Below are 14,808 nucleotides of genomic sequence, written 5' to 3'. Positions count from 1 at the left end.
TGCGGGTCGGTACGATCCCGTAGTGCGCGCGCTCCCGGTATGGCGCCGCAATCCACCTTCAGTCAGGAGAGACCGGTGTCAGACGTCCGTGTGATCATCCAACGCGATTCCGAGCGGGAAGAGCGCGTGGTGACGACGGGCACTACGGCTGCCGACCTCTTCGCAGGCGAGCGCTCGATCATCGCCGCGCGCGTGGGCGGCGAGCTCAAGGACCTGTCGTACGTCCTGGCCGACGGCGAGGAGGTCGAGGGCGTCGAGATCTCCTCCGAGGACGGTCTGAACATCCTGCGCCACTCCACCGCGCATGTCCTGGCGCAGGCCGTGCAGGAGCTGTTCCCCGAGGCCAAGCTGGGCATCGGCCCGCCGGTCAAGGACGGTTTCTACTACGACTTCGACGTCGAGAAGCCGTTCACGCCCGAGGATCTCAAGGCCATCGAGAAGAAGATGCAGGAGATCCAGAAGCGGGGGCAGAAGTTCGCCCGCCGTGCGGTCACCGACGAGGCCGCCCGTGAGGAGCTCGCGAACGAGCCCTACAAGCTGGAGCTGATCGGCCTCAAGGGCTCCGCGTCCTCCGACGACGGCGCGGACGTCGAGGTCGGCGCCGGCGAGCTGACGATCTACGACAACCTGGACGCCAAGACCGGCGAGCTGTGCTGGAAGGACCTGTGCCGCGGTCCCCACCTGCCCTCGACCCGCCTGATCCCCGCGTTCAAGCTGATGCGCAACGCCGCCGCGTACTGGCGCGGCAGCGAGAAGAACCCGATGCTGCAGCGCATCTACGGCACCGCCTGGCCGTCCAAGGACGAGCTCAAGGGCTACCTGGACTTCCTCGCCGAGGCCGAGAAGCGCGACCACCGCAAGCTGGGCAACGAACTCGACCTGTTCTCCATCCCGGAGCAGATCGGCTCCGGCCTCGCTGTCTTCCACCCCAAGGGCGGCATCATCCGCCGGGTCATGGAGGACTACTCGCGGCGCCGCCACGAGGAAGAGGGCTACGAATTCGTCTACACCCCGCACGCCACGAAGGGGAAGCTCTTCGAGACGTCCGGGCACCTGGACTGGTACGCCGAGGGCATGTACCCGCCCATGCAGCTCGACGAGGGCGTGGACTACTACCTCAAGCCCATGAACTGCCCGATGCACAACCTGATCTTCGACGCGCGCGGGCGCTCGTACCGTGAACTGCCGCTGCGCCTCTTCGAGTTCGGGACCGTGTACCGGTACGAGAAGTCGGGCGTCGTGCACGGCCTGACCCGCGCGCGTGGCTTCACCCAGGACGACGCGCACATCTACTGCACCCGCGAGCAGATGTCGGAGGAGCTCGACAAGACGCTCACCTTCGTCCTCGGGCTGCTGCGGGACTACGGTCTGACCGACTTCTACCTGGAGCTGTCCACCAAGGACCCGGAGAAGTTCGTCGGCTCCGACGAGGTCTGGGAGGAGGCGACCGAGACGCTGCGCCAGGTCGCCGAGAAGCAGGGCCTGCCGCTGGTCCCGGACCCGGGCGGCGCCGCCTTCTACGGCCCGAAGATCTCCGTCCAGACCAAGGACGCCATCGGCCGCACCTGGCAGATGTCGACGATCCAGCTCGACTTCAACCTGCCGGAGCGCTTCGACCTGGAGTACACCTCGGCCGACGGCTCCAAGCAGCGTCCGGTCATGATCCACCGCGCGCTGTTCGGCTCCATCGAGCGGTTCTTCGCGGTGCTGCTCGAGCACTACGCGGGCGCCTTCCCGGCGTGGCTCGCGCCCGTCCAGGCGATCGGCATCCCGATCGGCGACGCGCACGTGGACTTCCTGGAGAAGTTCGCCGCCGCCGCCAAGAAGAAGGGCCTGCGGGTCGAGGTGGACTCCTCCTCCGACCGTATGCAGAAGAAGATCCGCAACGCCCAGAAGCAGAAGGTGCCCTTCATGGTCATCGCGGGCGACGAGGACATGGCCAACAACGCCGTCTCCTTCCGCTTCCGCGACGGCTCGCAGGAGAACGGCATCCCCTTCGACGAGGCCATCGCGAAGATCGCGAAGGTCGTCGAGGAGCGGGCGCAGGTCTGATCCGGCGCTGTGAGGCCCTCGGGGAGTTCAGCTTCCCGGGGGCCTCTCGTCGTCCTCCCGGGAGAACACCTGGATCAGCCACGACGAGAACGAGCCGGTGACCGCGCCGAGCAGGGCCAGGCCGCCGGCCATCATGCCGACGGCGATCACCCGGCCCCAGAAGGTGACGGGGGTGACATCGCCGTAGCCCACGGTGGTGAGCGTGGCGCAGGTCCACCAGACGGCGTCCCCGAAGGTGTGCATGGACGTGCCGGGCGCCCCACGCTCCCGCTGGTACACCGCCAGGGCGCCCGCGAAGCCGAGCAGCACGGCCGACACCCCCGCGTAGGTGATCACGCGCGCGTACAGCGACAGCCGGGGCTGTCCGTGCCGGCGCTGGATCGCCTCGTACAGCCGGACGATCCGCAGCGGACGCAGCAAGGGCAGCAGCACCACCAGCGTGTCCAGCCAGTGCGTCCGTACGAAACGCAGCCCCTGACCGGCAAGGTGCCAGCGGACCGCGTAATCCACGGCGAACAGCGTCCAGGCGCCCAGCATCACCGCCAGGGTCAGATCCTGCCCGAACCCGGTGAGACCAGTGGCCAGGACGCGGACCGCGTACGCGGTGAGGAAGGCGAAGGACGCCAGCGCGAGCGGCACCTCGGTGCGCTGCTCCCAGCGGCCCTGACGGTCGTCTTCGTCCACGGGCCCAGCTTCGCCCGAGCCGCTTTCCGGCGAACCCCGGCGACACGGCTCGAACGGGCGACGCCATATGCTGCATGGCATGACGAGTGAGCCGGAGCAGCAGTTGGGAGTGGGGACGCAGGACGCGTTCCAGCGTCTGTGGACCCCCCATCGGATGGCCTACATCCAGGGCGAGAACAAGCCGACCGGCCCGGGGGCCGAGGACGGCTGTCCCTTCTGCTCGATCCCGGCCAAGTCCGACGAGGACGGGCTCATCGTCCGGCGCGGCGAGCTGGTCTACGCGGTGCTGAATCTGTACCCGTACAACGGCGGCCATCTGATGGTCGTGCCCTACCGGCATGTCGCGGACTACACCGATCTCACCGAGCCCGAGACCATCGAGCTGGCGGCCCTGACCAAGCAGGCGATGACGGCCCTGCGCACCGCGTCCGGGGCACACGGCTTCAACATCGGTATGAACCAGGGCACGGTCGCCGGCGCCGGCATCGCGGCCCACCTCCACCAGCACATCGTCCCGCGCTGGGGAGGCGACACGAACTTCATGCCGGTGGTGGGGCATACGAAGGTGCTGCCGCAGTTGTTGGCGGACACCAGGAAGATGCTGGCCGAGTCGTGGCCGACGGCATGATGCGGGCGTAACACGGCTACGCGTCGTACACGTCAGCCTTCCGAGGCGACGGGTCCTGCACCGCCGTACTCAAGAACGCGGACCTCGACCCGAACTTCTCCGTGTTCACGCCGTTCTCCTCCAGCACCCTTATCGCTGCCGCGTGCACCACCCGCAGCACCGGCGTAGCCGCCCGCAGGGCGTCGTCGGCCATGAAGCGATGGCGCCACGGCTTGTCCGCCCAGGCGTGCCGGAGGCCGAAGGGCTCGGGCAGGGTCAGGGTGCCGCCGAGCCAGTTCAGCAGCGGGGGATACCAGCCGAGCGGGGCCCGGGCCGCGAGCCGGACGACCTCGTCGGCGTTGACCAGCGGCAGCTTGATCGTCCGGGTCTCCCAGGGCTTGAGGGACTTCTGGACTTCCTTCGTGGGGGCCTCGGACTTTGACGTGAACAGGGAGTGCACCGGGCCGAGCGCATGCCCGGTGACCTCGATGCGCAGCGTCTCGTGCAGCACGGTGACCGTGATCAGCATGGTGATCACCAACTGCCCGTCCCACAGCGTCCACTGCACACCCAGGTAGTGCCGGTCGCCCGCGCCGAACTGCTGCTTGTTGCAGATGTCCTGTATGGCGTGCTGCTTGACCTGGTAGGCCTCGACGTCGGTGCCGCCGGGCCGGGCCACCGCCTTGGCGTTCTCGCCGATCGGCGTGACGATCCAGTGCCGTATGGACGGGGTCGGGAAGCCGCCGGTGTTCAGCGGGCCGCGGGCCAGCATCTTCAGCTGGTCGTGGATCGAGCGTATGACGTCCCAGCTGCGGAACGGGTGGATCTCGCGGTGCGGGTCGGCCTGGACCAGGTCCTCGGCGAGCTGCCAGCTGCCCCAGCGGGTGCCCATGCCGAGGATGCCCTTGGGCCCGGCGTAGAACACGGAGTTGGACTGCTGCTCGGCGCTGAGCTTGGCCAGGGACTGGCGCAGTTGCTCGGCCGGTGTTTCGCCGGGGCTGCTGGGCACGGCCTCGGGGACCTTGGCGCCGACGCTGCTGCCGGCCAGCAGGCTGTCCCAGCGCTCGCGGAGGTCCTTCGCGGTGCGCTCGCAGATCTGCTTGGCCAGGTACCAGCCGATGACGGGCAGGACGACCGCCGCGCGCGCGTACCAGGCCCAGAAGCCGGTGAACGGCATCCGGATCAGGAAGATCACGGCGAGGGCGCCCACCGCGACGAGCAGGGCGGTGGCGAGGGCGCCGGCCCGCTTGTCCTCGCGTTTGGCCATGCTGGTGCGCAGTTGGAAGACGAGCAGCCAGATGAGCAGGCCGGGCAGGAACAGCACTCCGCACAGGACCATGACGACGGTCAGGCGGTTGTCGCGCTCCTTGCGGATGTTGTTGGCGGCGAGGCAGTGCTCGACGACGACCTGGGGTTCGGCGCCGAAGGACTGGATGAGCGGCTTGCGCCCCGGACCGACCATGCGGTCCACGACCGCGCGGGAGAAGGCCTCGCCGAGGTTCGGCTTGAACAGCTTGATCTTGCCCGCCTTGACGGCCGACTGGTGCCACTCGCTGTTGGCTTCGAGGATCTTCTCGACGCCGGTGTCGCGATAGGCCGCCGAGGCCAGCGCGAACGTCGCCGTCTGTCCCTCGTCGCCCGTGCGCGGCACCTGGGGACCGAAGATGTCCCCGTAACCGCTGTTAACGGTCATTCCCGCCCCCGATCGCCGCCCACTGTCGTTCTGCGGCCTTCCCGACTTCCTTGCCCGGCACACCTGTTGATCAGGTCATCAGCGTATCCGCAGCCACCGACAGTTCGTCGGCGGACGGCCGAAGCCGTCCGCCGACGCGGAGGGGAGCGTTCCACAAAGGCCTTTCGGGTGGGGCCCGTTCGACCCCACCTGGGTTGTGCCCGGTGCCAACTACGCGGAATCCCGGGTCTCTTCACGGATCCTTTCGGCGATCTGCGGCGGCATCGGCTCGTGCCGCGCGTAGGAGCGGTTGAAGCGGGCGGTGCCGTGCGAGAGGGAGCGCAGATCGACGGCGTACCGGCCGATCTCGATCTCCGGCACGTCGGCGCGGACCAGGGTGCGTCCGCCGGGGGTCTGTTCGGTGCCGAGCACCCGGCCGCGCCGCCCCGACAGGTCGCTCATCACGGCGCCCACGTACTCGTCGCCGACGAGCACGGTCACCTCGGCGACCGGCTCCAGGAGGTGGATCTTCGCGTCGGACGCGGCCTCCCGCAGCGCCAGCGCGCCGGCCGTCTGGAAGGCGGCGTCGGAGGAGTCCACCGAGTGCGCCTTGCCGTCGAGCAGGGTGATCCGTACGTCGATGAGCGGATGACCGGCCGCGACTCCCTTGGCGGCCTGGGCGCGTACGCCCTTCTCGACGGACGGGATGAACTGCCGCGGCACCGCCCCGCCGACGACCTTGTCCACGAACTCGATGCCCGAGCCGCCGGGCAGCGGTTCCACCTCGATCTCGCAGATGGCGTACTGCCCGTGGCCGCCGGACTGCTTCACATGCCGCCCGCGCCCGGCCGACTTGTCCGCGAACGTCTCCCGAAGGGAGACCCGGTGCGGTACGACGTCGACCTGGACGCCGTAGCGGCTGCGCAGCCGTTCCAGGGCGACGTCGGCGTGGGCTTCGCCGAGGCACCACAGGACGACCTGGTGGGTGTCCTGGTTCTGTTCCAGGCGCATGGTGGGGTCCTCGGCGACCAGCCGGGACAGGCCCTGGGAGAGCTTGTCCTCGTCCGCCTTGCTGTGTGCCTGGATCGCCAGCGGCAGCAGCGGGTCGGGCATCTCCCAGGGCTCCATCAGGAGCGGATCGTCCTTGGCGGAGAGGGTGTCGCCGGTCTCCGCGCGGTTCAGCTTCGCCACGCACGCGAGGTCGCCCGCGATGCAGTGGGTGAGGGCCCGCTGCTGTTTGCCGAACGGCCGGGACAGCGCGCCGATCCGCTCGTCGACGTCGTGATCCTCGTGCCCGCGGTCGGCGAGCCCGTGCCCGGAGACATGGACGGTCGCGTCGGGGCGCAGGGTGCCGGAGAAGACGCGCACGAGCGAGACCCGGCCGACGTAGGGGTCGGACGCCGTCTTCACGACCTCCGCGACCAGCGGCCCGTCCGGATCGCACAGCTTCAGCTCGCGCGGCTTGCCGTCGACCGTGGTGACGCGCGGCGCCTCGCGCTCCAGCGGCGTCGGGAAGCCGCCGGTGACGAGCTCCAGCAGCTCGATGGTGCCGAGCCCCTGCCGGGCGCCCTCGGCCGCGGGGGCGGCGGCCAGGACGGGGAAGAAGACCCCGCGCGCGACCGCGCGCTCCAGGTCCTCGATGAGCGTCTTGACGTCGATCTGCTCGCCGCCGAGATAGCGGTCCATGAGGGTCTCGTCCTCGCTCTCGGCGATGATCCCCTCGATGAGCCGGTTGCGCGCCTCCTCGATCTGCGGCAGCAGGTCCTCGCCCGGCTCGGACTCCTTGCGCTCCCCGGAGGAGTAGTCGTACAGCTTCTGCGACAGCAGCCCGATCAGCCCGGTCACGGGCGCGTGCCCGTCCGGCGCCTGCGGGCCGTGCAGCGGCAGATAGAGCGGGAGTACGGCGTCGGGGTCGTCGGCGCCGAAGGCGTCCGCGCAGATCCGCGTCATCTCCTCGTAGTCCGCCCGCGCGGCCTCCAGGTGCGTGACCACGATGGCGCGCGGCATGCCGACCGCCGCGCACTCCTCCCACACCATGCGGGTCGAGCCGTCCACGCCGTCCGAGGCGGAGACGACGAAAAGGGCCGCGTCCGCCGCTCGCAGACCGGCCCTGAGTTCCCCGACGAAGTCGGCGTATCCGGGGGTGTCCAGAACATTGACCTTGATGCCGTCCCATTCGACGGGCACCAGGGAGAGCTGTACCGAGCGTTGCTGGCGGTGCTCGATGTCGTCGTAGTCCGAGACGGTGCCGCCGTCCTCCACGCGGCCCGCCCGGTTCACTGCCCCCGCGGTGAGTGCGAGGGCTTCCACCAATGTCGTCTTGCCCGATCCGGAGTGGCCGACCAGCACCACATTCCGTACGGACGCGGGGTGGTCGGCCGCTGTTGCCCTGCCGGCGGCTCCGGGGTGTGCGTTCGCCTTGTCGCCCATGGCCTTGCCTCCCGTGCACGGTGAGGTCTTCAGTGGGCGCGGACATGCGGATCCGCGTGCGGTGGCGGCTCCGGTGACGCCCGCGGTTCTTCGAGCTTTCCACTCCCGTCACGGTGCGTCCATACGGCGGACGTGATCGCGCCCGCCGCTCCCGCGCGTAGCGTGAGTGGGCGCCCGGCCACCGCCCACGCGCGTGCCTGGCTACGATGGGCCAGCCGGTGGCCAGCAGGGGCCGCGCGGCCACACCGAACCTCGGGAAGGCCATGCTGAACAAGTACGCGCGTGCATTCTTCACGCGTGTCCTCACACCGTTCGCCGCGTTTTTGATCCGGCGGGGCGTCAGCCCCGACACGGTCACGCTGATCGGCACCGCCGGCGTCATGGCGGGCGCGCTGGTGTTCTACCCGCAGGGCGAGCTCTTCTGGGGCACGGTGGTGATCACGCTCTTCGTGTTCTCCGACCTGGTCGACGGCAACATGGCCCGCCAGCTGGGCCGCTCCAGCCGCTGGGGCGCCTTCCTGGACTCCACGCTCGACCGCGTCGCCGACGGCGCGATCTTCGGCGGCTTCGCGCTCTGGTACGCCGGTGGCGGCGACGACCTCGTCCTGTGCGCGGTCTCGATCTTCTGTCTGGCGAGCGGCCAGGTGGTGTCGTACACCAAGGCCCGGGGTGAGTCGATCGGTCTTCCGGTCGCCGTGAACGGTCTGGTCGAGCGGGCCGAGCGGCTGGTGATCTCCCTGGTCGCGGCCGGGCTCGCGGGCCTGCACGACTTCGGGGTACCCGGCATTCAGTACCTGCTGCCCGTCGCGCTGTGGATCGTCGCCGTGGGCAGCCTGGTCACGCTGATCCAGCGGGTCGTCACGGTGCGCCGGGAGGCCGCCGAGGCGGACGAGGCGGCCGCGCGGGAGAACGCCGCGCAGGGGAGCGAGGCGGCGAAATGAGCGCCCAGGAGCGGCTGACGGACGCGCTGTACGGCCTGGGCTGGGGCACCGTCAAGAAGCTTCCCGAGCCGGTCGCGGTACGGCTCGGCCGGACGATCGCGGACGCCGCCTGGAAGCGGCGGGGCAAGGGTGTGCTGCGGCTGGAGAGCAACTACGCGCGCGTGGTGCCCGACGCGAGCCCTCAGCGCCTCGCCGAGCTCTCCCGCGCGGGCATGCGCTCGTATCTGCGCTACTGGATGGAGTCCTTCCGGCTCCCGGCCTGGAGCGCGGAACGCGTCAAGACGGGGTTCGACCCCAAGGACGTGCACTACCTGACCGAGGGACTCGCGTCCGGCAAGGGCGTCGTACTGGCACTGCCGCACCTGGGCAACTGGGATCTGGCCGGTGCCTGGGTGACGACCAAGCTGGAGACGCCGTTCACGACGGTCGCCGAGCGGCTGAAGCCGGAGACCCTGTACGACCGGTTCGTCGCCTACCGCGAGGGGCTCGGCATGGAGGTCCTGCCGCACAGCGGCGGCTCGGCCTTCGGCACGCTGGCCCGGCGGCTGCGCGACGGCGGCCTGGTCTGCCTGGTCGCCGACCGTGATCTGTCCGCCTCCGGCGTCGAGGTCAAGTTCTTCGGCGAGACGGCCCGTATGCCGGCCGGACCGGCGCTGCTCGCCCAGCAGACGGGTGCGCTGCTGCTGCCGGTGACGCTCTGGTACGACGACTCGCCCGTGATGCGGGGGCGGGTGCATCCACCGGTCGAGGTGCCCGAGACAGGTACCCGGGCCGAGAAGACGTCTGTCATGACACAGGCGCTGGCAGACGCCTTCGCCACGGGCATCGCCGAGCATCCGGAGGACTGGCACATGCTGCAGCGCTTGTGGGTGGCCGATCTCGACCCAGCTCTCGACCCAGCTCTCGACCCCGAGAAGGGCTCGTCGTGAGGATCGGCATCGTCTGCCCGTACTCCTGGGACGTGCCGGGCGGCGTCCAGTTCCACATCCGCGACCTCGCCGAGTACTTCATCCGCCTCGGCCACGAAGTGTCCGTGCTCGCCCCCGCCGACGACGACACCCCGCTGCCGCCGTACGTCGTCTCGGCAGGCCGCGCCGTCCCGGTGCCGTACAACGGCTCGGTGGCCCGGCTGAACTTCGGGTTCCTGTCGGCGGCGCGGGTGCGGCGCTGGCTGCACGACGGCGCGTTCGACGTCGTGCACATCCACGAGCCGTCCTCGCCCTCCCTCGGCCTGCTGGCCTGCTGGGCCGCGCAGGGCCCGCTCGTCGCCACCTTCCACACCTCGAACCCGCGCTCCAAGGCCATGATCGCCGCGTACTCGATCCTCCAGGCCGCCCTGGAGAAGATCAGCGCGCGGATCGCGGTCAGCGAGTACGCGCGCCGCACGCTGGTGGAACATCTGGGCGGCGACGCGGTCGTCATCCCCAACGGCGTCGACGTCGACTTCTTCGCCAAGGCCGAGCCCAAGCCGGAGTGGCAGGGCGACACGATCGGCTTCATCGGCCGTATCGACGAGCCCCGCAAGGGCCTTCCGGTGCTGATGAAGGCGCTGCCGAAGATCCTCGCCGCCCGGCCGCAGACCAGGCTGCTGGTCGCCGGGCGCGGCGACGCGGAGGAGGCGGTGGAGAACCTGCCCCGGGAGCTGCGCTCGCGCGTGGAGTTCCTCGGCATGGTCAGCGACGAGGACAAGGCCCGCTTCCTGCGCAGTGTCGACCTCTACGTCGCCCCCAACACCGGCGGCGAGAGCTTCGGGATCATCCTGGTCGAGGCGATGTCGGCAGGGGCAGCGGTGCTCGCCTCGGACCTGGACGCCTTCGCGCAGGTACTGGACCAGGGAGCGGCGGGCGAGCTCTTCGCCAACGAGGACGCCGACGCGCTCGCCGAGGCGGCGGTACGGCTGCTGGAGGACCCGGCACGCCTCGCCGAACTGCGCGAGCGGGGCAGCACCCATGTCCGCCGCTTCGACTGGTCGACGGTCGGCGCGGACATCCTGTCGGTGTACGAGACGGTGACCGACGGAACGACGGCGGTGGCAGCGGCGGAAGAGCGGGCGCCGGGGTTGCGGGCGCGGTTGGGGTTGGCGCGGGACTGACGACGACGCACGCGCGCGTGGGGCCGTACAAGCCCGCACGCGCGCGTGGGCGCTCGTAGCGCCCGGTCCGCACCTCGGTAACCTTGCCGCCCGTGACCGCAACCCTCATCTGGATCCTCGTCGCCCTTGTCGCGATCGGCCTGTACCTGAGCTGGACCGCGGGTCGGCTCGACCGGCTGCACGCCCGGATCGACGCGACCCGTGCCGCGCTCGACGCGCAACTGCTCAGGCGGGCCTCGGTGACCCAGGAACTCGCGACCTCCGGGGTGCTCGACCCGGCCGCCTCGATCGTCCTCTACGAGGCCGCCCACGCCGCCCGGCAGGCCGAGGAGGACCAGCGGGAGGTCGCCGAGAGCGAGCTCAGCCAGGCGCTGCGGGCCGTGTTCGCCGTGACCCAGCAGGTCGAGGAGGTGCGCCAGGCGCCCGGGGGAGAGGCCGCCGCCCGTGAACTGACCGAGGCGGTGCGCAGGGTGCCGATGGCCCGGCGCTTCCACAACGACGCCGTGCGCGCCGCCCGGGCGCTGCGTCGCCACCGCAAGGTGCGCTGGTTCCGGCTGGCCGGACACGCGCCGTTCCCGCTGGCCTTCGAGATGGACGACGAGCCGCCGTCGGCACTCACGGACCGGGCGACCTAGCAGGCTCCGTACGCGAAAAGGATCCACCGGCTCACCATTGGCCCTTGCTGTGGCCTGGTCCATTCACGTTTCCTCGGTGCGGTAGAAACCCTCTTTTCACGTATGTGAGGTCAACCCGTGTCCATCACCGAGAACCAGGCTCCCGCAACCGGCACCGCCCGCGTGAAGCGCGGCATGGCCGAGCAGCTCAAGGGCGGCGTGATCATGGACGTCGTCACGCCGGAGCAGGCGAAGATCGCCGAGGACGCGGGCGCCGTCGCCGTCATGGCCCTGGAGCGGGTCCCGGCCGACATCCGCAAGGACGGCGGCGTGGCCCGGATGTCCGACCCGGACATGATCGAGGGCATCATCGAGGCGGTCTCCATCCCGGTGATGGCCAAGTCCCGCATCGGCCACTTCGTCGAGGCCCAGGTCCTGCAGTCCCTCGGCGTGGACTACATCGACGAGTCCGAGGTCCTCACCCCGGCCGACGAGGTCAACCACTCCGACAAGTGGGCGTTCACCACCCCCTTCGTCTGCGGTGCCACCAACCTGGGCGAGGCCCTGCGCCGTATCGCCGAGGGCGCCGCGATGATCCGCTCCAAGGGCGAGGCCGGCACCGGCAACGTCGTCGAGGCCGTCCGCCACCTGCGCCAGATCAAGAACGAGATCGCCAAGCTGCGCGGCTACGACAACAACGAGCTGTACGCCGCAGCCAAGGAGCTGCGCGCCCCGTACGAGCTGGTCAAGGAAGTCTCCGAGCTCGGCAAGCTCCCGGTCGTACTGTTCTCCGCCGGTGGCGTCGCCACCCCGGCCGACGCCGCGCTGATGCGCCAGCTCGGTGCCGAGGGCGTCTTCGTCGGCTCCGGCATCTTCAAGTCCGGCGACCCGGCCAAGCGCGCCGCCGCCATCGTGAAGGCCACCACCTTCTACGACGACCCGAAGATCATCGCGGACGCGTCCCGCAACCTCGGCGAGGCCATGGTCGGCATCAACTGCGACACCCTTCCCGAGGCCGAGCGCTACGCGAACCGAGGCTGGTAATGACCGCTCCCGTGGTCGGAGTGCTCGCACTCCAGGGCGACGTACGGGAGCACCTCATCGCTCTGGCCGCGGCCGATGCCGTGGCCAGGCCGGTGCGGCGCCCCGAAGAGCTCGATGACATCGACGGCCTGGTCATACCCGGCGGCGAGTCCACCACCATCTCCAAGCTCGCCGTCCTGTTCGGCGTGATGGAGCCGCTGCGCGCACGCGTGCGTGCCGGACTGCCTGTCTACGGCACCTGCGCAGGCATGATCATGCTGGCCGACAAGATCCTCGACCCGCGTTCGGGCCAGGAGACCATCGGCGGCATCGACATGATCGTGCGCCGCAACGCCTTCGGCCGCCAGAACGAGTCCTTCGAGGCCTCACTCGACGTGCAGGGCATCCCGGGCGATCCTGTGGAGGGCGTCTTCATCCGCGCCCCCTGGGTGGAGTCCGTGGGCGCCGAGGCCGAGGTGCTCGCCGAGCACGACGGCCACATCGTCGCGGTCCGCCAGGGCAACGCGCTCGCCACGTCGTTCCACCCGGAACTGACCGGCGACCACCGCGTGCACGGGCTCTTCGTCGACATGGTGCGCGCCAACCGGGCAGCCGAGTCCTTGTAGGATCTCTGGCGTTCGTTCATAGACGGGTTACGCGAAGGAGACAGGCAGATGTCCGGCCACTCTAAATGGGCCACGACGAAGCACAAGAAGGCCGTGATCGATGCCAAGCGCGGCAAGCTCTTCGCGAAGCTGATCAAGAACATCGAGGTCGCGGCGCGCATGGGCGGCGTGGACCTCGAGGGAAATCCGACGCTGTACGACGCCGTGCAGAAGGCGAAGAAGTCGTCGGTTCCGAACAAGAACATCGACTCCGCGATCAAGCGCGGCGGCGGTCTCGAGGCCGGCGGTGCCGACTACGAGACGATCATGTACGAGGGTTACGGCCCGAACGGTGTCGCGGTGCTCATCGAGTGCCTCACCGACAACCGCAACCGCGCCGCCTCCGACGTCCGCGTCGCGATGACCCGCAACGGCGGCAACATGGCCGACCCGGGCTCGGTGTCGTACCTCTTCAACCGCAAGGGCGTCGTGATCGTACCCAAGGGCGAGCTGACCGAGGACGACGTCCTGGGCGCCGTCCTGGACGCGGGTGCCGAGGAGGTCAACGACCTCGGTGAGTCCTTCGAGGTGCTCAGCGAGGCCACCGACCTGGTCGCGGTCCGCACCGCCCTCCAGGACGCCGGCATCGACTACGACTCCGCGGAGGCCAACTTCGTCCCGACCATGCAGGTCGAGCTGGACGAGGAGGGCGCCAAGAAGATCTTCAAGCTGATCGACGCGCTCGAGGACAGCGACGACGTCCAGAACGTCTTCGCCAACTTCGATGTCAGCGACGAGATCATGGAGAAGGTCGACGCCTGAGCCGACGCTCCGGATTGCGAACGGGCCGACGGGACACACCCGTCGGCCCGTCGCTTTGTCAGTGGCACCCGATAGCCTGCACAAACAGGCGATCGAAGGAGGGGCGCGGGGTGCGCGTACTGGGGGTGGACCCGGGGCTGACGCGATGCGGTGTCGGTGTGGTCGAGGGCGTTGCCGGACGGCCGCTCACCATGCTCGGCGTCGGTGTCGTACGGACGCCCGCGGACGCCGAGTTGGGGCAGCGCCTCGTCGCCGTCGAGCAGGGCATCGAGCAGTGGCTCGATGAACATCGGCCTGAATTCGTCGCCGTGGAGCGGGTGTTCAGCCAGCACAACGTCCGCACCGTGATGGGCACCGCCCAGGCCAGCGCAGTCGCCATGCTGTGCGCCGCCCGCCGAGGCATCCCGGTCGCCCTGCACACCCCCAGCGAGGTCAAGGCGGCCGTCACCGGCAGCGGCCGCGCCGACAAGGCACAGGTCGGCGCCATGGTCACCCGGCTGCTGCGGCTCAGCGCACCGCCCAAGCCCGCGGACGCCGCCGACGCCCTCGCGCTCGCCATCTGCCACATCTGGCGCGCCCCCGCCCAGAACCGACTCCAGCAGGCCGTGGCCCTGCACACAGCACAGACAACCGCATCGAAAGGCCGTACGGCATGATCGCCTTCGTGAGCGGCACAGTCGCCGCACTCGCCCCCGACGCCGCCGTCGTCGAGGTCGGCGGTGTCGGCATGGCCGTACAGTGCACGCCGAACACGCTTTCCACCCTCCGCCTCGGTCAGCCGGCCAAGCTGCACACCTCGCTGGTGGTCCGCGAGGACTCGCTCACGCTGTACGGCTTCGCGGACGACGACGAGCGGCAGACCTTCGAGCTGCTCCAGACCGCGAGCGGCGTCGGACCGCGCCTCGCGCAGGCCATGCTCGCCGTGCACTCGCCCGACGCTCTGCGCAGAGCCGTCGCGACCAGCGACGAGAAGACGCTCACCGCCGTCCCCGGCATCGGCAAGAAGGGCGCGCAGAAGCTTCTGCTGGAGCTCAAGGACCGGCTCGGCGCCCCGATCGGCGCCCCCGCGGTCGGCGCACCGGTCTCCCAGGGCTGGCGCGATCAGCTGCACGCGGCGCTGATCGGCCTCGGATACGCGACCCGCGAGGCCGACGAGGCCGTGTCTGCCGTAGCGCCCCAGGCGGAGGCGGCCGAGGGCACGCCTCAGGTCGGGCAGCTGCTGAAGGCCGCCCTTCAGACGCTGAACCGCGCCCGCTAGCCCGTACC

Annotated in this window: 14 protein-coding genes; 11 read left to right on the top strand and 3 right to left on the bottom strand. The window is 70.0% G+C overall.

The window, feature by feature from the left end; genetic code table 11:
* Nucleotides 1-75 precede the first annotated feature (75 nt).
* On the top strand, nucleotides 76-2,052 hold the full coding sequence (gene thrS, locus OHT76_RS08070) for a threonine--tRNA ligase (RefSeq protein ID WP_328870061.1): 1,977 nt from the start codon (nucleotides 76-78) through the stop codon (nucleotides 2,050-2,052).
* A 27-nt stretch (nucleotides 2,053-2,079) separates the two neighbouring features.
* On the opposite strand, the gene OHT76_RS08065 is transcribed toward thrS, so the two are convergent.
* Complete coding sequence (locus OHT76_RS08065) at nucleotides 2,080-2,736, bottom strand: potassium channel family protein (protein WP_328870060.1); 657 nt, start codon at nucleotides 2,734-2,736, stop codon at nucleotides 2,080-2,082.
* A gap of 67 nt (nucleotides 2,737-2,803) precedes the next feature.
* Here OHT76_RS08065 and OHT76_RS08060 point away from each other — a divergent pair, with 67 nt between their 5' ends.
* Entirely contained in the window at nucleotides 2,804-3,364 is a 561-nt protein-coding gene (locus OHT76_RS08060) for an HIT family protein (protein WP_328870059.1), read from the top strand.
* A 16-nt stretch (nucleotides 3,365-3,380) separates the two neighbouring features.
* Here OHT76_RS08060 and OHT76_RS08055 read toward each other — a convergent pair whose 3' ends face one another.
* The gene (locus tag OHT76_RS08055) at nucleotides 3,381-5,036 is read right to left on the bottom strand and encodes a hypothetical protein (protein ID WP_328870058.1); all 1,656 of its coding nucleotides are present in this window, start codon (nucleotides 5,034-5,036) and stop codon (nucleotides 3,381-3,383) included.
* 210 nt (nucleotides 5,037-5,246) lie between these two features.
* Nucleotides 5,247-7,445, bottom strand: a complete 2,199-nt coding sequence (locus OHT76_RS08050; RefSeq protein ID WP_328870057.1) for an elongation factor G-like protein EF-G2 — start codon at nucleotides 7,443-7,445, stop codon at nucleotides 5,247-5,249.
* Nucleotides 7,446-7,651: 206 nt separating this feature from the next.
* Here OHT76_RS08050 and pgsA point away from each other — a divergent pair, with 206 nt between their 5' ends.
* The 9 genes from pgsA (at nucleotide 7,652) to ruvA (ending at nucleotide 14,800) form a co-directional block, all read left to right on the top strand.
* The gene (gene pgsA, locus OHT76_RS08045) at nucleotides 7,652-8,386 is read left to right on the top strand and encodes a phosphatidylinositol phosphate synthase (RefSeq protein WP_328870056.1); all 735 of its coding nucleotides are present in this window, start codon (nucleotides 7,652-7,654) and stop codon (nucleotides 8,384-8,386) included.
* On the top strand, nucleotides 8,383-9,315 hold the full coding sequence (locus OHT76_RS08040; protein WP_328870055.1) for a phosphatidylinositol mannoside acyltransferase: 933 nt from the start codon (nucleotides 8,383-8,385) through the stop codon (nucleotides 9,313-9,315). The genes pgsA and OHT76_RS08040 overlap by 4 nt, the downstream gene beginning before the upstream one ends.
* Nucleotides 9,312-10,478, top strand: coding sequence for a glycosyltransferase family 4 protein (locus OHT76_RS08035; protein WP_328870054.1), 1,167 nt, complete (start codon nucleotides 9,312-9,314; stop codon nucleotides 10,476-10,478). Before OHT76_RS08040 ends, OHT76_RS08035 begins: the two co-directional genes overlap by 4 nt.
* Nucleotides 10,479-10,570: 92 nt before the next feature.
* On the top strand, nucleotides 10,571-11,113 hold the full coding sequence (locus tag OHT76_RS08030) for a hypothetical protein (RefSeq protein ID WP_328870053.1): 543 nt from the start codon (nucleotides 10,571-10,573) through the stop codon (nucleotides 11,111-11,113).
* Between the two features lie 117 nt (nucleotides 11,114-11,230).
* Nucleotides 11,231-12,136 carry a pyridoxal 5'-phosphate synthase lyase subunit PdxS gene (gene pdxS, locus OHT76_RS08025; RefSeq protein ID WP_328870052.1) on the top strand — a complete coding sequence of 302 codons (906 nt, stop codon included), beginning with the start codon at nucleotides 11,231-11,233 and terminating at the stop codon, nucleotides 12,134-12,136.
* Nucleotides 12,136-12,741, top strand: coding sequence for a pyridoxal 5'-phosphate synthase glutaminase subunit PdxT (gene pdxT / locus OHT76_RS08020; protein ID WP_328870051.1), 606 nt, complete (start codon nucleotides 12,136-12,138; stop codon nucleotides 12,739-12,741). The genes pdxS and pdxT overlap by 1 nt, the downstream gene beginning before the upstream one ends.
* Before the next feature lie 48 nt (nucleotides 12,742-12,789).
* The gene (locus OHT76_RS08015) at nucleotides 12,790-13,542 is read left to right on the top strand and encodes a YebC/PmpR family DNA-binding transcriptional regulator (protein ID WP_328870050.1); all 753 of its coding nucleotides are present in this window, start codon (nucleotides 12,790-12,792) and stop codon (nucleotides 13,540-13,542) included.
* A 110-nt stretch (nucleotides 13,543-13,652) separates the two neighbouring features.
* Nucleotides 13,653-14,198 (top strand): crossover junction endodeoxyribonuclease RuvC, encoded by a 546-nt coding sequence (gene ruvC, locus OHT76_RS08010; RefSeq protein ID WP_328870049.1) that lies wholly within the window; start codon nucleotides 13,653-13,655, stop codon nucleotides 14,196-14,198.
* Entirely contained in the window at nucleotides 14,195-14,800 is a 606-nt protein-coding gene (ruvA, locus tag OHT76_RS08005; protein ID WP_328870048.1) for a Holliday junction branch migration protein RuvA, read from the top strand. Before ruvC ends, ruvA begins: the two co-directional genes overlap by 4 nt.
* Nucleotides 14,801-14,808 lie beyond the last annotated feature (8 nt).

Source organism: Streptomyces sp. NBC_00287 (assembly GCF_036173105.1).
Lineage (GTDB): Bacteria > Actinomycetota > Actinomycetes > Streptomycetales > Streptomycetaceae > Streptomyces.
This window is presented reverse-complemented; position numbering and strand designations above follow the sequence as displayed.

Bases quoted from the DNA above. Each gene is read 5' to 3' on its own strand.
- OHT76_RS08060 (WP_328870059.1), top strand. From the start codon at position 2,804: ATGCTGCATGGCATGACGAGTGAGCCGGAGCAGCAGTTGGGAGTGGGG.
- OHT76_RS08055 (WP_328870058.1), bottom strand. From the start codon at position 5,036: ATGACCGTTAACAGCGGTTACGGGGACATCTTCGGTCCCCAGGTGCCG.
- OHT76_RS08050 (WP_328870057.1), bottom strand. From the start codon at position 7,445: ATGGGCGACAAGGCGAACGCACACCCCGGAGCCGCCGGCAGGGCAACA.
- pgsA (WP_328870056.1), top strand. From the start codon at position 7,652: ATGGGCCAGCCGGTGGCCAGCAGGGGCCGCGCGGCCACACCGAACCTC.
- OHT76_RS08040 (WP_328870055.1), top strand. From the start codon at position 8,383: ATGAGCGCCCAGGAGCGGCTGACGGACGCGCTGTACGGCCTGGGCTGG.
- pdxT (WP_328870051.1), top strand. From the start codon at position 12,136: ATGACCGCTCCCGTGGTCGGAGTGCTCGCACTCCAGGGCGACGTACGG.
- OHT76_RS08015 (WP_328870050.1), top strand. From the start codon at position 12,790: ATGTCCGGCCACTCTAAATGGGCCACGACGAAGCACAAGAAGGCCGTG.
- ruvA (WP_328870048.1), top strand. From the start codon at position 14,195: ATGATCGCCTTCGTGAGCGGCACAGTCGCCGCACTCGCCCCCGACGCC.